Consider the following 16,692-nt stretch of genomic DNA (forward strand, 5'->3'; position numbering starts at 1 on the left):
AGCCTGTAAAAGGCGTTTGGCCCCGGAAAAGGAATGTATAGATGCGCTGTAAAACGCTGACTGCCGCGGCAGTGGTAATGTTGATGATGACCGCCGGATGTTCCACCTTAGAGCGCGTGGTATATCGTCCTGATATCAACCAGGGAAACTATCTGGTTGCCAATGATGTGGCCAAGATTCACACCGGTATGACACAGCAGCAGGTGGCTTACACGCTCGGTACGCCAATGATGAAAGATCCGTTTGGCAGCAACGTCTGGTATTACGTTTTCCGTCAGGAACCAGGCCATGAGCGCGTACAGCAGCAGACGCTGACGCTCAACTTTGATGGCAACGGCGTTCTGACCAACATCGACAACAAGCCGAATCTGGCGCAAAAAAGCGACTAACCCAACGGCAGACAGTAAAAAAGGCGCACTGAGCGCCTTTTTTTATGCTGCTGATCATCAGGACCTGGTGATCTGCTGCTTACTTTTTACCGGATGCTGAGCGTTCTGCGCGTTGACGACGCAGCTCTTTAGGATCGGCGATCAGCGGTCGATAGATTTCAATCCTATCGCCTTCATCAACCACATCACTGAGCTTCACTGCCCGGCTGTAGATACCCACTTTGTTGCTGCTGAGGTCGATTTCGCGGCGCAGCTCCAGTATTCCGGATTGCTCTATCGCCTGCTCCACCGTGCTGCCCTGCTCAACTTTAACATAGAGCTGATATTGCTTTTCAGGCAGCGCATAGACCACCTCAACCGAAATATCAGGCACTGTAGACCTCTTTGGCGCGCTGCGTGAACGCCTGCACCATGCTGTTGGCCAGCTCTTTGAAGATTCGACCAAAGGCCATTTCGACCAGCATGTTGGTAAATTCAAACTCCAGGCTTAACTCCACCTTGCAGGCATCATCGCCCAGCGAGATAAATTTCCAGCCGCCGGTCAGCTTACGGAACGGCCCGTCAACCAGCTGCATGTGGATGCTCTGGTTATCCGTCAGGGTATTGCGGGTAGTAAATGTTTTGCTGATGCCAGCTTTCGACACATCCACGGACGCGGTCATCTGATTCTCTGACGCATCCAGCACGCGGCTTCCGGTGCAACCCGGCAGGAATTGCGGATAAGCATCCACATCATTTACAAGTTTGTACATCTGCCCGGCACTAAACGGGACCAGCGCCGAACGACTAATCTGAGCCATAATGGTTCCTGTTCATCACGAAACCGCTGAATAATAGCATTTTCAGCGATTAAACAAAAATGCCCCCGAGTAAGGGTGTGCTAGAATATCCCGTTTCCTGCTGCCCCGCTGGACTGGGGATGCGATAACCGACTAAGTGATGTAAAATACGCCGCACTATGACAAAGAAAAAATCACACAAACCCGGTTCTGCCACTGTTGCCATGAACAAACGCGCCCGCCACGAATACTTCATCGAAGAGGAGTATGAAGCGGGATTATCGTTGCAAGGATGGGAAGTTAAATCACTTCGTGCCGGCAAAGCCAACATCAGCGATAGCTATATTCTGCTGCGCGATGGCGAAGCGTTCCTGTTTGGTTCAACCTTTCAACCCTTAGCCGTTGCTTCCAGCCATGTGGTGTGCGATCCCACGCGCAGTCGTAAGCTGCTGCTGAAGCAACGTGAGCTGGATTCACTGTATGGCCGCGTCAATCGCGAAGGTTATACCATCGTGGCGCTCTCGCTCTACTGGAAGAACGCCTGGTGTAAACTGAAGATTGGTGTTGCACGTGGTAAGAAAGAGCATGATAAACGTGACGATATCAAAGACCGTGAATGGCAACTGGATAAAGCCCGTATCATGAAGAATTCAAAGCGTTAAGCGCTGGATTCTGACCCGATTTTTTGCTAGTATTTGAAGTTCTGGGGCTGATTCTGGATTCGACGGGATTGTGAAGCCTTAGGAGCATGCCGAGGGGCGGTTTGCCTCGTAAAAAGCCGCAAAAAAATAGTCGCAAACGACGAAAACTACGCACTAGCAGCTTAATAACCTGCTTAGAGCCTTCTCTCCCTAGCTTCCGCTCTTAAGACGGGGATCAAGAGAAGTCAAACCCAAAAGAGATCGCGTGGATGCCTTGCCTGGGGTTGAAGCGTTAAATCCAATCAGGCTAGTCTGTTAGTGGCGTGTCTGTTCGCAGCTAACCGGCGAATGTAAAAACTGACTAAGCATGTAGTGCCGACGGTGTAGTAATTTCGGACGCGGGTTCAACTCCCGCCAGCTCCACCAAAATTCTTCAAAGATGGTTCCAGTGCCATCCGCAGAAGTCCTAAGAGCCCGCACGGCACAAGCCTTGCGGGCTTTTTTGTGTCTGTAACCTTCCGATACGATCCGCCTGAATCCATAGATAATTGGTACACGAATTGGTACACGCTATAATGTGGGCCAAAAACGTGTACCAATTAAGGACGGAAACCAGTCATGGCGCGGATGACACGCCCCCTCACCAATAACGAAATCCTCAAAGCTAAGCCTCAAGAGAAAGACTTCACACTGCATGATGGTGACGGCCTTTTCCTACTGATTAAAATGTCGGGTAAGAAGCTATGGCGTTTTCGCTACCAGCGGCCAGCAAGTAGCAGCCGTACAAATCTTAGCCTTGGCTCATACCCTGCATTAACGCTTGCGGCCGCAAGGCAAATGCGTGACCACTATCTTTCGCTGCTCGCACAAGGGATCGACCCGCAGAAGCAGCAAGAGGAAGTATCAGAGCAACGGCAAATTGAACTGGATAGTATTTTTTCAGTTGTTGCCGGAAGGTGGTTTCAGCTTAAGAACAAAAGCGTCACCGAGGATTATGCGAAGGATATTTGGCGTTCGCTGGAGAAAGACATATTCCCTATGATTGGTGAGATTCCTGTTCAGGCACTTAAAGCTAGGACGATCGTGGAAGCATTGGAACCGATTAAAGCTCGCGGGGCGCTTGAGACAGTTCGCAGGTTGGTGCAGCGCATTAATGAGATCATGATTTATGCAGTCAACACAGGGTTGATTGATGCGAATCCTGCTTCGGGCGTAGGTATGGCTTTCGAGAAACCCAAAAAGCAAAATATGCCTACGTTACGGCCAGAGGAATTACCGAAATTGATGCAGTCATTGGTTATGTCCAATCTGTCAGTTCCGACTCGCTGCTTGATTGAATGGCAACTATTGACCCTTGTGCGCCCTTCTGAGGCTTCTGGATCTCGATGGGCAGAGATAGATTTTGAGACAAAGCTATGGACCATTCCCGCCGAGCGAATGAAGGCTAAGCGTGAACATGTTGTTCCTTTATCTCCTCAAGCATTAAATATTCTAGATGTGATGAAGCCGGTTAGTGCTCATCGAGAATATGTGTTTCCAAGTAGAATTGATCCTAAGCAACCAATGAATAGCCAAACTGCTAATGCAGCTCTCAAACGTATTGGTTATGGAGGGAAACTCGTTGCACATGGATTGCGTTCTATCGCAAGCACAGCTATGAATGAAGCTGGATTCAATGCTGATGTAATCGAGGCAGCTCTAGCTCATAGTGATAAAGATGAAGTACGAAGAGCTTATAATCGCTCAACGTACCTAAATAAAAGAAAAGAACTAATGGTATGGTGGGGCTTACTTGTTTATCGAAAAAACACTTCTTAATTATATCTTAAAGAATTTATTCATTGATGATAGCTCAAGGATCGAGTTATCCTGGATGAGTTTCAAATCATTTTCATCCGAAAATTTGTCACTTAATATTGAAACAATATATTGTCCATTGACATTATTTGCTTCTGAGAAAATGTCTCTAATTTGATTTACGTCAACATCTTCTATGCTATCATGAATAATAAAAGTTGGTCTCTTGAGTTTGATCTTATCAACAAATTTAATATATGCCAAATCAAAGGCTGTTATTTCACCTTTCTTTTTTCCACCATTACTGTTTGGTGTGACACAAGATATATCAAAATTACACTTCCCTTTTTCCTTATCAAACGAAAGATCGAAGATATATCTTTCATCATATATTTCTTTAGTTAGATCCCCGAAAAACTCATTGAAAACCTCAATATTTTTTTCTAATCCTTTAACAGCTAGATCAATCTTTAAGAGCAATTCTTCACGACGATGTTCTAACGATTTTATTAAAGAATTGGTTTCATTAATACGCGTGAGATTGGACTCAATGGTCGCAAAATTTTCGCGCAATTCCGTCAATCTATTGTAAAGTTGATTGATAGACCTTAGTGTCTCCGGCTCTTTAATGGTTTTAAATAATGAGGACTCTGATTCATGCAACTCGTTTATTTTTTCATTTACCGAAAGAATTTCATTTTTTTTCTTTAACAATTCATGCTCTAGAAAACTTATTTTATTACTTATTACATCATTGTGAAATAAAACCATCTCTTCATATGATTTCTTTAACTCGCCATTAAAATAAACACCTGCTGAGCGATAAATATCTAGCAAGTCGTCTTCTATGAGTTGGGTTACATTACTCCTAAGTGATAAAATTGAGTCTTCAATATTCTGCGCACGCATATTCAATGAAGCATATGTCAAAGAGTAATCACTGATAACTGATTGTATTTTTGATAATTTTTTTAAACTCTCATCGTGACTATCTTTGAAATCAAAGTTCTTTATGTTTTTTTCAGCTTCTAAGATCTCTTTTTTGAGAGGCCTGATCATTTTTGATAATACAGTTTCTCTGTGAGGGTTTCTATATGCTATTAAATAATTCTTTTGTTTCTTTATTTCTTTATTGAGTTCTCCCTTTTCTTTAATCAACGGTAATCCGTTGAAACCAAAAAGGAATAAATACAACAAATCGTAAGCATCAGAAGTAGTGTTGCCGTGTAAAAAATTAAGAGTCATTTGCATTTTTTCATTTGTATTTCTAATAAATTTATGCGAAACATTTCTTAACGTAGGCTTTTCGGTGATTAGGCCAAAAATTGAACGAGAAATAAAATCTGAATACTCTTTTTTGTCGACCTCAATATTGTCGATAAAATATTTTGAGTTTTTTTCAATTGTGGAAATTATTCTTGAGACAACTACGTCTTTATTCTCCACAGAAATAAAATCCAGTTTAAATAATAAAACACTGTCATTTATCAGTGAAACTATCTCAGGAATATCCTTTCCAAACTCAGCATCATGATAGATATCATGGCCGGAGGACATAAATAAATAATCTAACACTCGCGATAATGTTGATTTCCCAACGCTATTACCACTTTCTTTACCAGAGGTACGTTTATTAACAATTAAATTGAGGCCATCCTTAAATTCAACCACTCTAACAACTCTGTCATCTTTTAATATCGTTAGTTTATTGAGCCGCATAGATAATACCTCCATTTCCGTCTAATTCTACTGTACCTATAACGAAGAGCCAATCTAGCGAAAAAAGAAAAAGATCGAAAGATAATTCAAATGAATCATTTACTAAATCGTATAAACGAGAAATTTTAATAATTCTCGAGTCATTATTTCTAAAAAACTTAAGAATCATGGCGCCGATGTACACTGGATTAGCTTTAGGATCCGTATCAATTGTAATCATTTGGATTCTCCAACACGATGCATTCAATAATTGAATAACTTACAATCATACGAATACCTTGATCAATATCTTCTTGTAGAAACTCCGTTCCTAAATCAGAGCAGGAACCTACAGTTTCTTGAGCTAAAAATATAACCTCATCCACTATATTATCTGAATTTTTTTTTATAATATTCATATCGAAAGGTTTTTCATAAAGCCCATATCTGCCTAATGCTGCATTGTAATAATTTCTAAATTGCCTTTTGAGCTTAACACTGCCTTGATATATGATACTATCAAGCGTCTTAACAGAATTATCAATCAATAAAGCATCTTCTTTATATAACTCAGCTACCCATCGATTTCTTTTAAGATCGTTGAATGATATCTTAACACTTATTTCTGAAGCAGTTCTATTTAAGCTTTCCCCTCCGCCTACAGAACTAGATATAATCTCAACCAACTTTCCTATAACACTTGCCCTTAAGACTCTGGGCTGGTTATTTATAAGCACTGGACCGCGATTGTCGTTAAAATTGACACCTGAAGACACAGTTACCCCCGATTATCAATGCTCACTGAACCACTATTTTCCTGAAAATACTGCGAGCGCTCCCCCTGGCTAATATTATTTTGATTTGTTGTAATATTATTAATCTGAGAGTTAAGCTCGTTAATTGTTAGATTAAGTTGATTAATTTCATTGTCTTTCTTATTAACCTGCAGGGTTTGATATATAGCAATAACTCCAGAAACAACCCCAACTAGATACCCAAAGGCACTCACGTATTGGTTAGAAAGTATTGATGCAATCATATGGAACTCCATTTCAATCTTGAGCTTTTTCGAGGGTTCAAAGAACTTGTAATCTGAGCATACCAAGTTCACGAAAGCAAATGAATGATTATTGTTCACTATCACTGCCATGGTCTCATTCTGTAAAGTTGCAGGGCTATAATGAACGGTTGGGATAGCCCTCTCAAGTCCCATTAAGACATTCGTCACGTTATCAACACATCAGCCGTAGCCTATCGATGCCCTTTCAGAGTGTTTATCGAAACATTACCCGCTTAAAACAATTATGTTCATCCACTAGAATCACGACGTCAGCGCGCAATGCTATCCCCGCCACGCCTGCCCGCTTTATGCATCGCTTTTCATGCAACTGCATAATGCGCGCCGTGCCGCGCCGGGCATGGCCTAAGCAAGGGAAAGCAGTACATGGTTTTGCATGCAGATCCATGCACGCTATGCATGCACGGCTCTTTACAAAGCGGCTCGCCAGGAAAAAGGCTTCAGAAAGACAGACAGTAAATACAAAAAAGCCGCTGGTTGTGCAGCGGCTGTGTGGGGGGATTAATGAACCTGGCGGAATGCAGAACCATAACGGCCCAGCGTCTGGCGTTCCCTGATTGGTTCCGGTGGTGCCTCTGGTACTTTCTCCGGCTGTGGCGGTGCGGTGATCACCTTTGTGATGCTCTCATTCGTCTTGAAAGTACAGGAGCAGTCTAGGTTAGTGCACTGGTGATAACGCTCTTTCACCTGTTCGGACATATAGCGGCTCGATTTGGTGTGCGCCGCACTTTTGCAGTAAGGACAGTGCATCATTTCTGGCTGCCCTCCTGAAGTTTTGCACGCTGCGCCCGGATTGATTCAGCCAGCTTCTGGCGGCGCATAGGATGGCGGTAAAGCTCCATATCAATACCTGTTAACGGCGGGCGATACAGACCAATATTTTCCAGTAGCGGTGCCTCTTCCATTACACTGTCCGGCAGGGCCACAGCCGCCCGTGTCAGCGCTTCACCAACCAGATAAGCCACGTCCTTAATCCGGTCCCGGTCATCACCGGCAAACGTCGGGGAAAGTTCTTCACGGCGGACACGCAGCTTAATAGCCCACAACAGCGACGGGCTCACGTTACGCAGCGCTGACTGCCAGTGTGCATCCGCAAATCCGGTAAACGCCGCGCTGTGTGATTCGACGTACTCTTTGCCACTGCCGCAGCATTTCAGCATTGCCTCCTGCTTATCCAGCGCCAGCTCTTTTAGCAGCCCGCCAAACTCATCGGCCAGTTCCCGACTGGCGATGCGCTGAGAATGTTCGGCACGCAGCTCGTCAGTGAGATTGCCTCGCAGGTTACGGAAACTTATACGCCAGTTGCTCTCGGCTTCTTTTCCTGCCTCGATGGCCGCCTGTTGCTCTTTTTCACAGCGGGCGATATCGGCGCAGATGCCGTTATAGGCTTTCATCCTTTCGGTATGTTCCGCGCGGGCTTTCTCGAAGCGTTCCAGTGATGCAGGTTTCTGTTCCGTGGTGGTCATGATTGTCTCTCATCGTCTGTAAAGGATGAGGCCATTCTGTCGTGTACCACAGGACAGCGCATTTCATTGCTTTCCGCCTGTCGATGAACAAACAAGGGCATAACCGATAAGGGATGACCTCTTAACTGATGATATTTCTTATATAACTGTTCACTGGTATTCACTGAGATAAAAAAGATAATAAATACAGTAAGTAAAGAAATGAACACTTTAAAATGAAGTATTCACTGGGTATTAACTAGTGTTCACTTATCGGAAATCCAGCCTTTCTCTGGTAAGCCTCTTTTCATTGTTTTTATCTATTAATAATCAACGAAAGATGACTTAGCTTAATATAAAGAGAACAGGATGCAACTCAATGCATTACACTGCACTGAATCTCATGAATGATTATTTTTTGCACTAAGAAGGACTGTTGCCACGCTTAAAAATATCAACAAAATATGGAGTTACCTGAAGACACCACCGGAACCGGACAGCACCGGCCGGACTCATAATGAGGTAACACCATGCACGCAGTTTCATCCGTACCGGCTCCCGCCATTCCCGCAATCCGCGACGCAGTTTTCCCGCGCGACCGCTTCATGCGCCTGCCGGAAGTCATCAGCACCTGCGGCCTCTCACGCTCAACCATTTACGACTTAATCAGCCGGGAGCAGTTCCCGTCGCAGATTTCCCTCGGCGGTAAAAACGTCGCCTGGCTGGCGTCAGAGATTGACGGCTGGATGCAGGCCCGCATCGCACAGCGCGCCGGGGGTGCAGCATGATTACGCTGAATTTCGGCACAAAAGGCTTTCCGCTCACCCGCGAAGAAGCCGCCTTTGTCGCAGAAAGCCTGACGGCAGCCCTCAGCTGCAGACCAGCAACCGCACCGGCCTTTACCAGCGGAATGCACGGTCACATCTCCGTTATGAGTAAAAAGCGAAGCCTGCCAGGCAGCGGGCGAAAAAAGAGAACCGGGAATTCCGATCAAATCCGCCGCAATCCGATCACGTCCTGACCGGTTGCTGAGGAAATAGCCCCGATGTTTAAAAAAAGGCTTTTCTCTGGCGAGCGACCGTTATACAGTTTTCGTGCTGCCGCAAAATCGGCAGCCGGGATTTGCAGCCCGTGTAACTCAATGGCGACACAGCACGCGCCAGGCGTGTTTTTTTGTGTCATTGCTCTGGCTTACCCATTTTTCAGGCTGTGGTTCTTAGACCGCAGCCGCTGTCAAATAATGGTGGCCCGGGCGGGGCAGCCTTCGGGCTGGCCGGTATCCATTGAGGCCGGTACTGCAAACCCCGTTCGGGCCACCACCCATGAGATTTGCAGCTCCGGTGGTGGCGTTAACCGCTACTCAATGGAGATTGTCCTCATGACAACGGCCCTTACTGCTGCTCACCCCGAATTCACCTTTATTTTTGCCGCCGTGCGACGCACTGATGCCGCCGCCCGTCCCTGCATGCTGCGCACTGTAGCCGGCGATGAGCGCAGCGCCCGCGCCAGCCTCGCCCGTGATTACGTCCTGTCCTTTGCCGGTCGTCTGCCGGTTAAGGCGGTGGCGGCATGAATACCCTTTCTCAACACCTGAATAACCATGACACCTACCCTATTCCCCACGCTGACTATCTGCGCCTGCTGCACGCGCACACGGTCGGCGTGACCGTACTCAATATGTTCGACTCGGTGAACTGCCTGAACGCGCGCGGCTGCGTGCCGGACGGCGCGGCGCTTGCCTCGGTCGTCGCCCTGCTCACCGACCAGCTCGGTAAAGTTGTTGAAACCTGTGAATCCCGCATGTTAGCCACGGAGGCCCGCCATGATGACCGTTAATCACTCCTGCCTGCCCGTTGAGGTACGCACCGCCGTTTTCCGCCGCGCGCTGGCGCAGGGCTATCTGAATGCCTGCAAAAGCTTCGGCATTACCGTGTCAGCCACACTCGATGAGCTTCAGATGACTATCGCCCTTGAGCTGGAAGGCTTCTATGTGCGCCGTCACGGCCCGGATGCAGGCATGGAGATGGCCTGCACCATGCTGGGCGATATGGTTGAGCCGGACCTGCTGACCGCGCCGCCGCGCCTGACGCAGCTCGGCGTCACCATGATGGATGAACTTTTCCGCAGCCAGCTTGCGGCCGCAAGCCGCATCACGCTGCACTGAGGGAGAACATGCAGATGAAACATATCGTCTCTGACACCGTAAAGGCGGCCACCGGATTCTGGCCGCAGCTTCTGCCTGCCCTCGGCATCAGCGTGCTCGCCGGGGGGCGACACGGTGCCTGCCCGGCATGCGGCGGTAAAGACCGCTTCCGTTTTGACAATCAGGACGGGCGCGGAACGTGGCTGTGTAACCAGTGCGGGGCCGGTGACGGCCTTAACCTGGTGGAAAAGGCGCTCAGTATCAGCGCTAAAGAGGCCGCCATGAAGGTGGCCGGAATGCTCGGCACGCTGCCGGAGTCAGCCCCGGTTATGCATGATGAAGCCGCAGACAAAAGCCGCGCGCAGGCAGACGCAGCCGCAGCCGCACGGGCACAGGCACTTATAGCCGCCGCCGTCAGCCGCACGGACAACGCCTACCTTTTAGCTAAAGGGCTGCACGGTACGCAAGCGCTGACGCTTTCTGATGCGCTGCGCTGTGGTGGCATCAGCTTTGCCACCGGGGATGTGCTCATCCCGCTGACCGGCGAAGACGGCACGGCTGTTAACGTGCAACTCATCAGCGCCGCAGGCGACAAGCGCACACTGCCCGGCGGGCAGGTAAAAGGCACATACTGGCTGGCTGGCGAGCCGGATGGCAAAACGCTGTGGCTCACTGAAGGATACGCAACCGGCCTGACCGTGCACCGGCTGACCGGCGAGGCGGTATACGTGGCGCTGAGCGCCAACAACCTGCCCTCACTGGCAAAGCAGCTGCGTGAGTCACACCCTGATGCGATGATGCTGATTGCCGCCGACCGCGACGACAACGGCACCGGCCAGTTAAAGGCAGAGGAAGCGGCAAAAGCCTGTGGCGGAAAAACCGCACTGCCGCCGGTTACGGGTGACTGGAACGACGTGTGGCAGGCGCAGGGCGACATCGCCACACTGGCGCAGCTCACCGATTTCACGCAGCCGAAGCCGCTCAGCCCGTTTGAATCCGTCAGCGAGGCCGACCTGAAGGCCATGAGCGCCAGCCAGAAGGCAGAGCTGCTGGTCGCCCATTACGGGGAGGCGCTGGCCGTGCCGCCGGTCGGAGAGGAAATATGCCGCTATGAGAACGGCGCATGGCAGGTGATGGAGGCGAAGACGCTGCGCCGGGAAATCGCCGCGCTGTTTCAGAAGGTGCGCGCACCGTTCTCGGCCGCCGGTATCGGCAGCGTGCTGGACACGCTCAAGTTGATGGTGCCGCAGATGGGTGAACCGTCCCGCCGCCTGATTGGTTTCCGTAACGGCGTGTATGACACCACAACAGGCACCTTCAGTCCGCACCGCCGCGAGCACTGGCTGCGCACCGTCAACAGTGTGGACTACACCGCGCCACGTCCTGGTGAAAATCTCGCAGACCACGCCCCGGCTTTCTGGCGCTGGTTAACGCGGGCCGCCGGGCATAATCACGACAAGCAGGAGCGCATTCTCGCGGCGTTATTTATGGTGCTGGCAAACCGCTATGACTGGCAGATGTTTCTCGAAGTCACCGGCCCCGGCGGCAGCGGTAAAAGTGTCATGGCCTCGATAGCCACTCTGCTGGCCGGAAAAGACAACACCACGTCCGCCACTATCGACACGCTGGAATCGTCGCGGGAACGCGCCAGCGTGGTGGGCTTCTCACTGATTATTCTCCCTGACCAGGAGAAATGGAGCGGCGACGGCGCGGGTATCAAGGCGATCACCGGCGGCGATGCCGTTGCAATTGACCCCAAATACCGTGACGCCTATTCAACGCACATCCCGGCGGTCATTCTGGCGGTGAACAACAACCCGATGCGCTTCAGCGATCGCAGCGGCGGCGTGTCGCGCCGCCGGGTTATTCTGACGTTCCCGGAAGTGATACCGGCAAAGGAGCGTGACCCGCAGTTACTGGACAAAATCAGCACCGAGCTGGCCGTGATTGTTCGTCATCTGATGCAGCGCTTCGCGTCGCCAGATGAAGCCCGCGAGCTGTTGCAGGCGCAGCAGACTTCCGGTGAGGCGCTGGATATCAAACGACAGGCCGATCCGCTGGTTGATTTCTGCGGCTATTTGATGCCGATGAGCACTGCGACAGGTATGTTTATGGGTAACGCCAATATCCGCCCGCTGAATCCGAAGCGCTATCTCTACCACGCCTACCTGTCGTTTATGGAGTCACGTGGCCATCAACATCCGCTGAGCCTGACCGCTTTCGGCCAGGCGGTGCCGCAGACGCTAAAGGAGTATGAGCGCATACTGCTGAAGCGCAGGACAAATAATGGTGTCCAGACCAATCTCACTCTGCATGAGGACAGCGAGGCCGACTGGCTCCCCACATGTAGCCATTAACTCCCGCAATATATGAACCGGCATGAGCCGGTTCTTTAACCATTAAGCAACTATTGATTTCTAGTTGAAAAAAATAGAGTATGAAAATGCAATGAGCTGGAAGTCGCAACACATTGTATTTTTTGGTTCTGACACCGTTGTTTTCGATGCGTCAAAAAATCGTTAACGACAATAATCTTATAGCAAGTTTTGACTATTGAGAGTTGCTATGTTTAGTACTGAAAAAGAGTCATTCGCTATTTTATTCGGTTCAGTTTCGAGGGGTGATTACAATAAAAATAGTGATATTGACGTTCTGCTTTACAACTACCCGGAAGGCAAGGCCATTTACAAAATAAAAGACCTTGATATTCCTGAACTGCCAATTAATTTTATATCGTATGACACAGCAACATTTAATAATTTTTACAACCAAGGCAGCCTATTCCTTTATCATATTTTTGAGCAAGGAAAACTTATTGATGGTTGCGAATCAAAATGGGGCGAACTTACTTCTTCCTTCAAAGTAAAAAAATCATTCGCAGATGAGATTAATAAAATTAAAAATGAAGCACTTATTTATAGAGATCTCGAATTCTTGAATGGATATTACTTGTCTGCTTTAGTAAACCTATATCCTCTGTTGAAAAATTTCTGCATATTCAGCTTGGCCGAAGAAGGAATTTATGAGTTCAACAAGAGAGAATGTATAAAATTAAAAGCAAATAACATAGGCGTATCCAACAACCTTATCCTCCTTCAAGATTTTTATGATTACAGTGTTAGAGAAATCAATATTAAATTAAAGTTATCACCCAACTCAGCGGCAGCAAAAAACTTAATTAAAGAGTCTTTTAAATTTATAAGGAACTAATATGATAATTAACGATTCGATGTACACAAACTTATCAGAAACTTTTTACGAATTCGATAACTCACCATCAAGCGATATAAGCAAACTAAGAAAAAAAATTAAATTCATTTTTGAAACTTTAGTTGAGCAAACACATAGCCATATTTTTAAAACGCAATTCAGAAATTTAAAGACAACTCTAAGAATTATAAACACATCTAAAAAACCTGTCCCAACAGATTACACATCTCTTATTGAAACACTTCAGTTAAGCCTCTCTGCCCCATACCCTTTAAGTAACAAAACATACACGGATGACAATGATGACATCATCAACTTTGTCGTCAATCATATGATTCCATTCGTTATTGAATTAATGGCATTAGATCATAAGAACATAGATAAAAAAACAGCACTACTAAATTTACTTTCAACTATTACAAAAAGATGGGCTATATAATGAACATAGAGAAGGATATTCTTTTAAAGGCTTGGGAGTTAACCCAATCAATTGCTAAGAACAATGCTGAAACTGCATGGAAAGTTAGAATGTGGGGAATTACTATCTGGGGTGCATTATTGAGCTATGCATACACAAACAACAGCCACAGCGTCATTGTAATTAGCTTTCTTATTTTATTTCCAATTTTTATTTTTGAATGCGGCATAAGAGTAATTGAATACAAAATGATCTCTTTTTCTCATGAAATAGAAAACAGTTTAAATACATTATTAGTAGGTTCTGATTTACACTTACCAGATGAAGGAATTAAAATCAATATCACTGAGACCAACATAGTAGATTTAAAAAAAATCCTCACTCTTAAAAGATGGCTAATTTGGGGGCCATATGTATGTTTAGCATTGGTCAGTCTTGCATCATTAGTAATCGTTTGAGGTTAATATACAGGAATATTTAGGAGAAGATATAAATGTACGATATTAATTCATGATAAATTGCCAAACTAAACAAGCATGAGCATGAGCATGAGCATGAGCATGAGCATGAGCATGAGCATGCTGCTTAAAAACCGAATGAATAACACCATAAAGACCACGCTATATGATAATGGCCTGAAAAATGGCTGCCAACATTTTTAGTTTATAAATTCATGCTTTGAGCCGGTTAAGGCCATATTTAGTATCCTCACTTGAGAGATCACTTTTATTGCATACTAGTGTAGATCCCGCCCCAAACCATTCACCACCTAACATTATGAATTTAATAAATAAAATCCTGAAGTGAACAGTGTGAACACTTTTCTCTAAAATTATTTTATTTTGGGTCTAGCGCGGGGAATTCGTTATCCTTGCCGTGCCGCTCCGGGATGTGAGATCTAATAATTGGTACACGTTTAGGTACACGGAACAAACTTGAATTAGATAAAAACATGTAAATACATGAGCTTGCGATTTTTGTTCAGATTCCGCCAGCCTGGTTGATGGTTACCAAAAACCTCATCGAAGTCCTGAAAGCCCGCACGGCACAAGCTTTGCGGGCTTTTTTGTACCCCCAATCCGGGAATTTCAGGCACTTGGTCAACTTTTTCGATAAACGTCTTTAGTGCGTCATCTCGGAAATCAATTAGTGCATCACCCTGGAAATCAAAAGGTACCGGATGGCTTTTCTGGCAATCAACCCTCTCCTACGCACCATCTCAGCGCACTGATTTTTTGCACTCCATAACATTCACTTCCCTAATCATTCCATTACCAATTGAATTTAATGACTTTTTCAAACTGGCACACATCCTGCTAATGGCTTTACGTCTACATCTGCGTATCGGGATGAAGGTTCCGGGGATTGAGCATTAGCAGGCAATTCGACAAAAAAGTGGTTAAGCAGAGCAAAGCGTAATTTTGGAGAAAGACAATGGCCTTGATGAGCGAACCGGTGGTAATAGCGAAAAACAGCAAGTGGGTACAGCTTCTGCTTGGATTACTTTGCATGGCGTCAATTTCCAGCCCGCAGTATGTCTGGACGCTGTTAACCAAACCTATGATTGCCAAACTCGGCGTGGGACTGGCGGAACTACAGGTAACGTTCTCGCTGCTGATTATTTTGCAGACCTTCTTCTCACCCTTCCAGGGTCGGCTGGTAGAGCGTTTTGGTCCACGCCTGCTGATCTCTATCGGTACACTAATGGCGGGATTTAGCTGGGTAATCGCCGCCCGGGTCAACAGCCTGACTTCACTGTATCTGGTCTATGGCTGCCTTGGCGGACTGGGTACGGGTATTGTTTATATCGGCGTGGTGGGACTGGTAATGAAGTGGTTTCCACAGCAGCGCGGTTTTGCCGCCGGAACCGTGGCGGCGGGCTACGGCATGGGGGCAATTTTTACCACCTTCCCGATTTCCATTTCTCTAAACAGCTACGGGCTGGAACAGACAATGACCCTATTTGGCCTGCTCTTTGCCGCCGTGGGTTTTCTCGCCAGTCAAAGCCTGAGACTGCCTGAAACCAGCATGACGAAGTCGGTCAACAAAATACCGTCGCCTGTGCCGGACCAGCGCCAGTTCAGCTCCGGAGAAATGCTGCGCCAGCCACTGTTCTGGCTGATGTTCATCATGATGACCATGATGTCGACATCGGGACTGATGGTGACCTCGCAGATGGCAATTTTTGCCGAAGACTTCGGCATCAGCAAGGCGGTAATTTTCGGTATGGCCGCGCTACCCCTGGCGCTGACTATCGACCGTTTCACGAACGGTTTAACACGCCCACTGTTTGGTTTTATTTCTGACCGCTACGGCCGCGAAAATACCATGTTTGTTGCCTTCGCGCTGGAAGGTGTTGCGATGACGCTGTGGCTTGCCTGCCGCGAAGATCCGTTGCTATTCGTACTGCTTTCAGGCGTAGTGTTCTTTGGCTGGGGTGAAATCTTCTCGCTGTTCCCATCCACACTGACCGACACCTTTGGCAGTGAAAATGCTTCAGCGAACTATGGTTGGTTGTATATCTCACAGGGTATCGGCGCAATCTTTGGCGGTCCGCTGGCGGCACTGATGTATCAGCACACCCATAACTGGCACCTGGTCTTTGGCTGCGCTATTACCTTCGACTTTATCACCGCGGGTCTGGCGTTATGGGTGCTCAAGCCCTGGCGTACGCGATTCCTGCACGCGCAAAATAATCTTTCACACTGATTATCGGGTAGTGAACAAAGCTCGTAAAACAGCTTCCCCACTACGTGCAGTGCCGTTGAAAATATCCCGTCAGTCAGACGGCGGACACAGAAAACAGCCGGGACCTCAACCGTCCCGGCCAGAACCTATCATCAACCGCAGCGAAATACCTGCTGCCATCTTCGTTATCGCTATAGTCGTCACGGTTGAGTTTTTTATCGGTCAGATTCAGCACCCCTGCCCGGATCTTTACCGTTTTATTCACCTTATACGACTCGCCTGTATTCCAGATGGAGTATCCGCCCAGCGCATCGGAGCCTTATAAGGACGACATTAGCCCGCGCACCACTTCGATAGGTTTGATCGATTCCGCGGGGATCCAGCTAAGATCGGAATCCTTATGGCG

General features: G+C 47.3%; 21 protein-coding genes, 1 other RNA gene and 1 pseudogene. 14 read left to right on the forward strand and 9 right to left on the reverse strand.

Going from position 1 to position 16,692, the window contains the following annotated elements:
* Nucleotides 1-41: 41 nt before the first annotated feature.
* Nucleotides 42-389, forward strand: a complete 348-nt coding sequence (gene bamE / locus ACX3P5_RS13725) for an outer membrane protein assembly factor BamE (RefSeq protein WP_031376294.1) — start codon at nucleotides 42-44, stop codon at nucleotides 387-389.
* A 79-nt stretch (nucleotides 390-468) separates the two neighbouring features.
* Here the strand turns inward: bamE and ACX3P5_RS13730 are convergent, their stop codons facing one another.
* Nucleotides 469-762 (reverse strand): RnfH family protein, encoded by a 294-nt coding sequence (locus ACX3P5_RS13730; RefSeq protein WP_233987348.1) that lies wholly within the window; start codon nucleotides 760-762, stop codon nucleotides 469-471.
* A complete protein-coding gene (locus tag ACX3P5_RS13735; protein WP_031376296.1) occupies nucleotides 755-1,189 on the reverse strand; it encodes a type II toxin-antitoxin system RatA family toxin in 435 nt (144 codons plus the stop codon). Before ACX3P5_RS13735 ends, ACX3P5_RS13730 begins: the two co-directional genes overlap by 8 nt.
* Nucleotides 1,190-1,347: 158 nt before the next feature.
* Between ACX3P5_RS13735 and smpB the strand changes: the two genes are divergently transcribed.
* From smpB to ACX3P5_RS13750, 3 genes are all read left to right on the forward strand, one after another.
* The gene (smpB, locus tag ACX3P5_RS13740) at nucleotides 1,348-1,830 is read left to right on the forward strand and encodes an SsrA-binding protein SmpB (protein WP_159861142.1); all 483 of its coding nucleotides are present in this window, start codon (nucleotides 1,348-1,350) and stop codon (nucleotides 1,828-1,830) included.
* Between the two features lie 43 nt (nucleotides 1,831-1,873).
* Nucleotides 1,874-2,235: a transfer-messenger RNA gene (gene ssrA, locus ACX3P5_RS13745) on the forward strand.
* 192 nt (nucleotides 2,236-2,427) lie between these two features.
* The gene (locus tag ACX3P5_RS13750; protein WP_458968840.1) at nucleotides 2,428-3,627 is read left to right on the forward strand and encodes an integrase domain-containing protein; all 1,200 of its coding nucleotides are present in this window, start codon (nucleotides 2,428-2,430) and stop codon (nucleotides 3,625-3,627) included.
* Here the strand turns inward: ACX3P5_RS13750 and ACX3P5_RS13755 are convergent, their stop codons facing one another.
* The 6 genes from ACX3P5_RS13755 to ACX3P5_RS13780 all read right to left on the reverse strand — a co-directional run bounded on the left by ACX3P5_RS13755 (nucleotide 3,628) and on the right by ACX3P5_RS13780 (nucleotide 7,848).
* A complete protein-coding gene (locus tag ACX3P5_RS13755) occupies nucleotides 3,628-5,325 on the reverse strand; it encodes a DUF2326 domain-containing protein (protein WP_458968841.1) in 1,698 nt (565 codons plus the stop codon).
* Nucleotides 5,312-5,545, reverse strand: a complete 234-nt coding sequence (locus tag ACX3P5_RS13760) for an ABC-three component system middle component 6 (RefSeq protein WP_458968842.1) — start codon at nucleotides 5,543-5,545, stop codon at nucleotides 5,312-5,314. Before ACX3P5_RS13760 ends, ACX3P5_RS13755 begins: the two co-directional genes overlap by 14 nt.
* Nucleotides 5,532-6,080 carry a hypothetical protein gene (locus ACX3P5_RS13765; protein WP_458968843.1) on the reverse strand — a complete coding sequence of 183 codons (549 nt, stop codon included), beginning with the start codon at nucleotides 6,078-6,080 and terminating at the stop codon, nucleotides 5,532-5,534. Before ACX3P5_RS13765 ends, ACX3P5_RS13760 begins: the two co-directional genes overlap by 14 nt.
* Before the next feature lie 2 nt (nucleotides 6,081-6,082).
* Nucleotides 6,083-6,343 (reverse strand): hypothetical protein, encoded by a 261-nt coding sequence (locus tag ACX3P5_RS13770; RefSeq protein ID WP_458968844.1) that lies wholly within the window; start codon nucleotides 6,341-6,343, stop codon nucleotides 6,083-6,085.
* 540 nt (nucleotides 6,344-6,883) lie between these two features.
* Nucleotides 6,884-7,135, reverse strand: coding sequence for an ogr/Delta-like zinc finger family protein (locus tag ACX3P5_RS13775; protein WP_458968845.1), 252 nt, complete (start codon nucleotides 7,133-7,135; stop codon nucleotides 6,884-6,886).
* The gene (locus ACX3P5_RS13780; RefSeq protein ID WP_458968846.1) at nucleotides 7,132-7,848 is read right to left on the reverse strand and encodes a hypothetical protein; all 717 of its coding nucleotides are present in this window, start codon (nucleotides 7,846-7,848) and stop codon (nucleotides 7,132-7,134) included. Before ACX3P5_RS13780 ends, ACX3P5_RS13775 begins: the two co-directional genes overlap by 4 nt.
* Before the next feature lie 509 nt (nucleotides 7,849-8,357).
* On the opposite strand from ACX3P5_RS13780, the gene ACX3P5_RS13785 reads away from it, so the two are divergent.
* From ACX3P5_RS13785 to oxlT, 10 genes are all read left to right on the forward strand, one after another.
* Nucleotides 8,358-8,615, forward strand: a complete 258-nt coding sequence (locus tag ACX3P5_RS13785; RefSeq protein ID WP_264250130.1) for a helix-turn-helix transcriptional regulator — start codon at nucleotides 8,358-8,360, stop codon at nucleotides 8,613-8,615.
* Complete coding sequence (locus ACX3P5_RS13790; RefSeq protein WP_458968847.1) at nucleotides 8,612-8,848, forward strand: hypothetical protein; 237 nt, start codon at nucleotides 8,612-8,614, stop codon at nucleotides 8,846-8,848. Before ACX3P5_RS13785 ends, ACX3P5_RS13790 begins: the two co-directional genes overlap by 4 nt.
* A 24-nt stretch (nucleotides 8,849-8,872) precedes the next feature.
* Nucleotides 8,873-9,400 carry a host cell division inhibitor Icd-like protein gene (locus ACX3P5_RS13795; protein WP_458968848.1) on the forward strand — a complete coding sequence of 176 codons (528 nt, stop codon included), beginning with the start codon at nucleotides 8,873-8,875 and terminating at the stop codon, nucleotides 9,398-9,400.
* On the forward strand, nucleotides 9,397-9,663 hold the full coding sequence (locus tag ACX3P5_RS13800) for a hypothetical protein (RefSeq protein ID WP_341575404.1): 267 nt from the start codon (nucleotides 9,397-9,399) through the stop codon (nucleotides 9,661-9,663). Before ACX3P5_RS13795 ends, ACX3P5_RS13800 begins: the two co-directional genes overlap by 4 nt.
* A complete protein-coding gene (locus ACX3P5_RS13805; RefSeq protein WP_458968849.1) occupies nucleotides 9,650-9,991 on the forward strand; it encodes a DUF5375 family protein in 342 nt (113 codons plus the stop codon). The genes ACX3P5_RS13800 and ACX3P5_RS13805 overlap by 14 nt, the downstream gene beginning before the upstream one ends.
* Before the next feature lie 14 nt (nucleotides 9,992-10,005).
* On the forward strand, nucleotides 10,006-12,327 hold the full coding sequence (locus ACX3P5_RS13810; RefSeq protein ID WP_458969186.1) for a primase-helicase zinc-binding domain-containing protein: 2,322 nt from the start codon (nucleotides 10,006-10,008) through the stop codon (nucleotides 12,325-12,327).
* 208 nt (nucleotides 12,328-12,535) lie between these two features.
* Complete coding sequence (locus tag ACX3P5_RS13815) at nucleotides 12,536-13,180, forward strand: nucleotidyltransferase domain-containing protein (RefSeq protein ID WP_458968850.1); 645 nt, start codon at nucleotides 12,536-12,538, stop codon at nucleotides 13,178-13,180.
* Nucleotide 13,181: 1 nt separating this feature from the next.
* The gene (locus ACX3P5_RS13820; protein WP_458968851.1) at nucleotides 13,182-13,619 is read left to right on the forward strand and encodes a hypothetical protein; all 438 of its coding nucleotides are present in this window, start codon (nucleotides 13,182-13,184) and stop codon (nucleotides 13,617-13,619) included.
* Nucleotides 13,619-14,056 (forward strand): hypothetical protein, encoded by a 438-nt coding sequence (locus ACX3P5_RS13825; protein ID WP_458968852.1) that lies wholly within the window; start codon nucleotides 13,619-13,621, stop codon nucleotides 14,054-14,056. Before ACX3P5_RS13820 ends, ACX3P5_RS13825 begins: the two co-directional genes overlap by 1 nt.
* Before the next feature lie 976 nt (nucleotides 14,057-15,032).
* Complete coding sequence (oxlT, locus tag ACX3P5_RS13830; RefSeq protein ID WP_336755780.1) at nucleotides 15,033-16,307, forward strand: oxalate/formate MFS antiporter; 1,275 nt, start codon at nucleotides 15,033-15,035, stop codon at nucleotides 16,305-16,307.
* A gap of 73 nt (nucleotides 16,308-16,380) precedes the next feature.
* Here the strand turns inward: oxlT and ACX3P5_RS13835 are convergent.
* Nucleotides 16,381-16,590: pseudogene (locus ACX3P5_RS13835) on the reverse strand (hypothetical protein); the annotation flags it as partial.
* Nucleotides 16,591-16,692: the final 102 nt, after the last annotated feature.

Source organism: Pantoea sp. S-LA4, assembly GCF_054482835.1.

Excerpts from the sequence above, each read along its gene's own strand:
- bamE (WP_031376294.1), top strand. The coding sequence starts at position 42 with ATGCGCTGTAAAACGCTGACTGCCGCGGCAGTGGTAATGTTGATGATG.
- ACX3P5_RS13735 (WP_031376296.1), bottom strand. The coding sequence starts at position 1,189 with ATGGCTCAGATTAGTCGTTCGGCGCTGGTCCCGTTTAGTGCCGGGCAG.
- smpB (WP_159861142.1), top strand. The coding sequence starts at position 1,348 with ATGACAAAGAAAAAATCACACAAACCCGGTTCTGCCACTGTTGCCATG.
- ACX3P5_RS13750 (WP_458968840.1), top strand. The coding sequence starts at position 2,428 with ATGGCGCGGATGACACGCCCCCTCACCAATAACGAAATCCTCAAAGCT.
- ACX3P5_RS13755 (WP_458968841.1), bottom strand. The coding sequence starts at position 5,325 with ATGCGGCTCAATAAACTAACGATATTAAAAGATGACAGAGTTGTTAGA.
- ACX3P5_RS13760 (WP_458968842.1), bottom strand. The coding sequence starts at position 5,545 with ATGATTACAATTGATACGGATCCTAAAGCTAATCCAGTGTACATCGGC.
- ACX3P5_RS13770 (WP_458968844.1), bottom strand. The coding sequence starts at position 6,343 with ATGATTGCATCAATACTTTCTAACCAATACGTGAGTGCCTTTGGGTAT.
- ACX3P5_RS13775 (WP_458968845.1), bottom strand. The coding sequence starts at position 7,135 with ATGATGCACTGTCCTTACTGCAAAAGTGCGGCGCACACCAAATCGAGC.
- ACX3P5_RS13780 (WP_458968846.1), bottom strand. The coding sequence starts at position 7,848 with ATGACCACCACGGAACAGAAACCTGCATCACTGGAACGCTTCGAGAAA.
- ACX3P5_RS13785 (WP_264250130.1), top strand. The coding sequence starts at position 8,358 with ATGCACGCAGTTTCATCCGTACCGGCTCCCGCCATTCCCGCAATCCGC.
- ACX3P5_RS13790 (WP_458968847.1), top strand. The coding sequence starts at position 8,612 with ATGATTACGCTGAATTTCGGCACAAAAGGCTTTCCGCTCACCCGCGAA.
- ACX3P5_RS13795 (WP_458968848.1), top strand. The coding sequence starts at position 8,873 with ATGTTTAAAAAAAGGCTTTTCTCTGGCGAGCGACCGTTATACAGTTTT.
- ACX3P5_RS13800 (WP_341575404.1), top strand. The coding sequence starts at position 9,397 with ATGAATACCCTTTCTCAACACCTGAATAACCATGACACCTACCCTATT.
- ACX3P5_RS13805 (WP_458968849.1), top strand. The coding sequence starts at position 9,650 with ATGATGACCGTTAATCACTCCTGCCTGCCCGTTGAGGTACGCACCGCC.
- ACX3P5_RS13810 (WP_458969186.1), top strand. The coding sequence starts at position 10,006 with ATGAAACATATCGTCTCTGACACCGTAAAGGCGGCCACCGGATTCTGG.
- ACX3P5_RS13815 (WP_458968850.1), top strand. The coding sequence starts at position 12,536 with ATGTTTAGTACTGAAAAAGAGTCATTCGCTATTTTATTCGGTTCAGTT.
- ACX3P5_RS13820 (WP_458968851.1), top strand. The coding sequence starts at position 13,182 with ATGATAATTAACGATTCGATGTACACAAACTTATCAGAAACTTTTTAC.
- ACX3P5_RS13825 (WP_458968852.1), top strand. The coding sequence starts at position 13,619 with ATGAACATAGAGAAGGATATTCTTTTAAAGGCTTGGGAGTTAACCCAA.
- oxlT (WP_336755780.1), top strand. The coding sequence starts at position 15,033 with ATGGCCTTGATGAGCGAACCGGTGGTAATAGCGAAAAACAGCAAGTGG.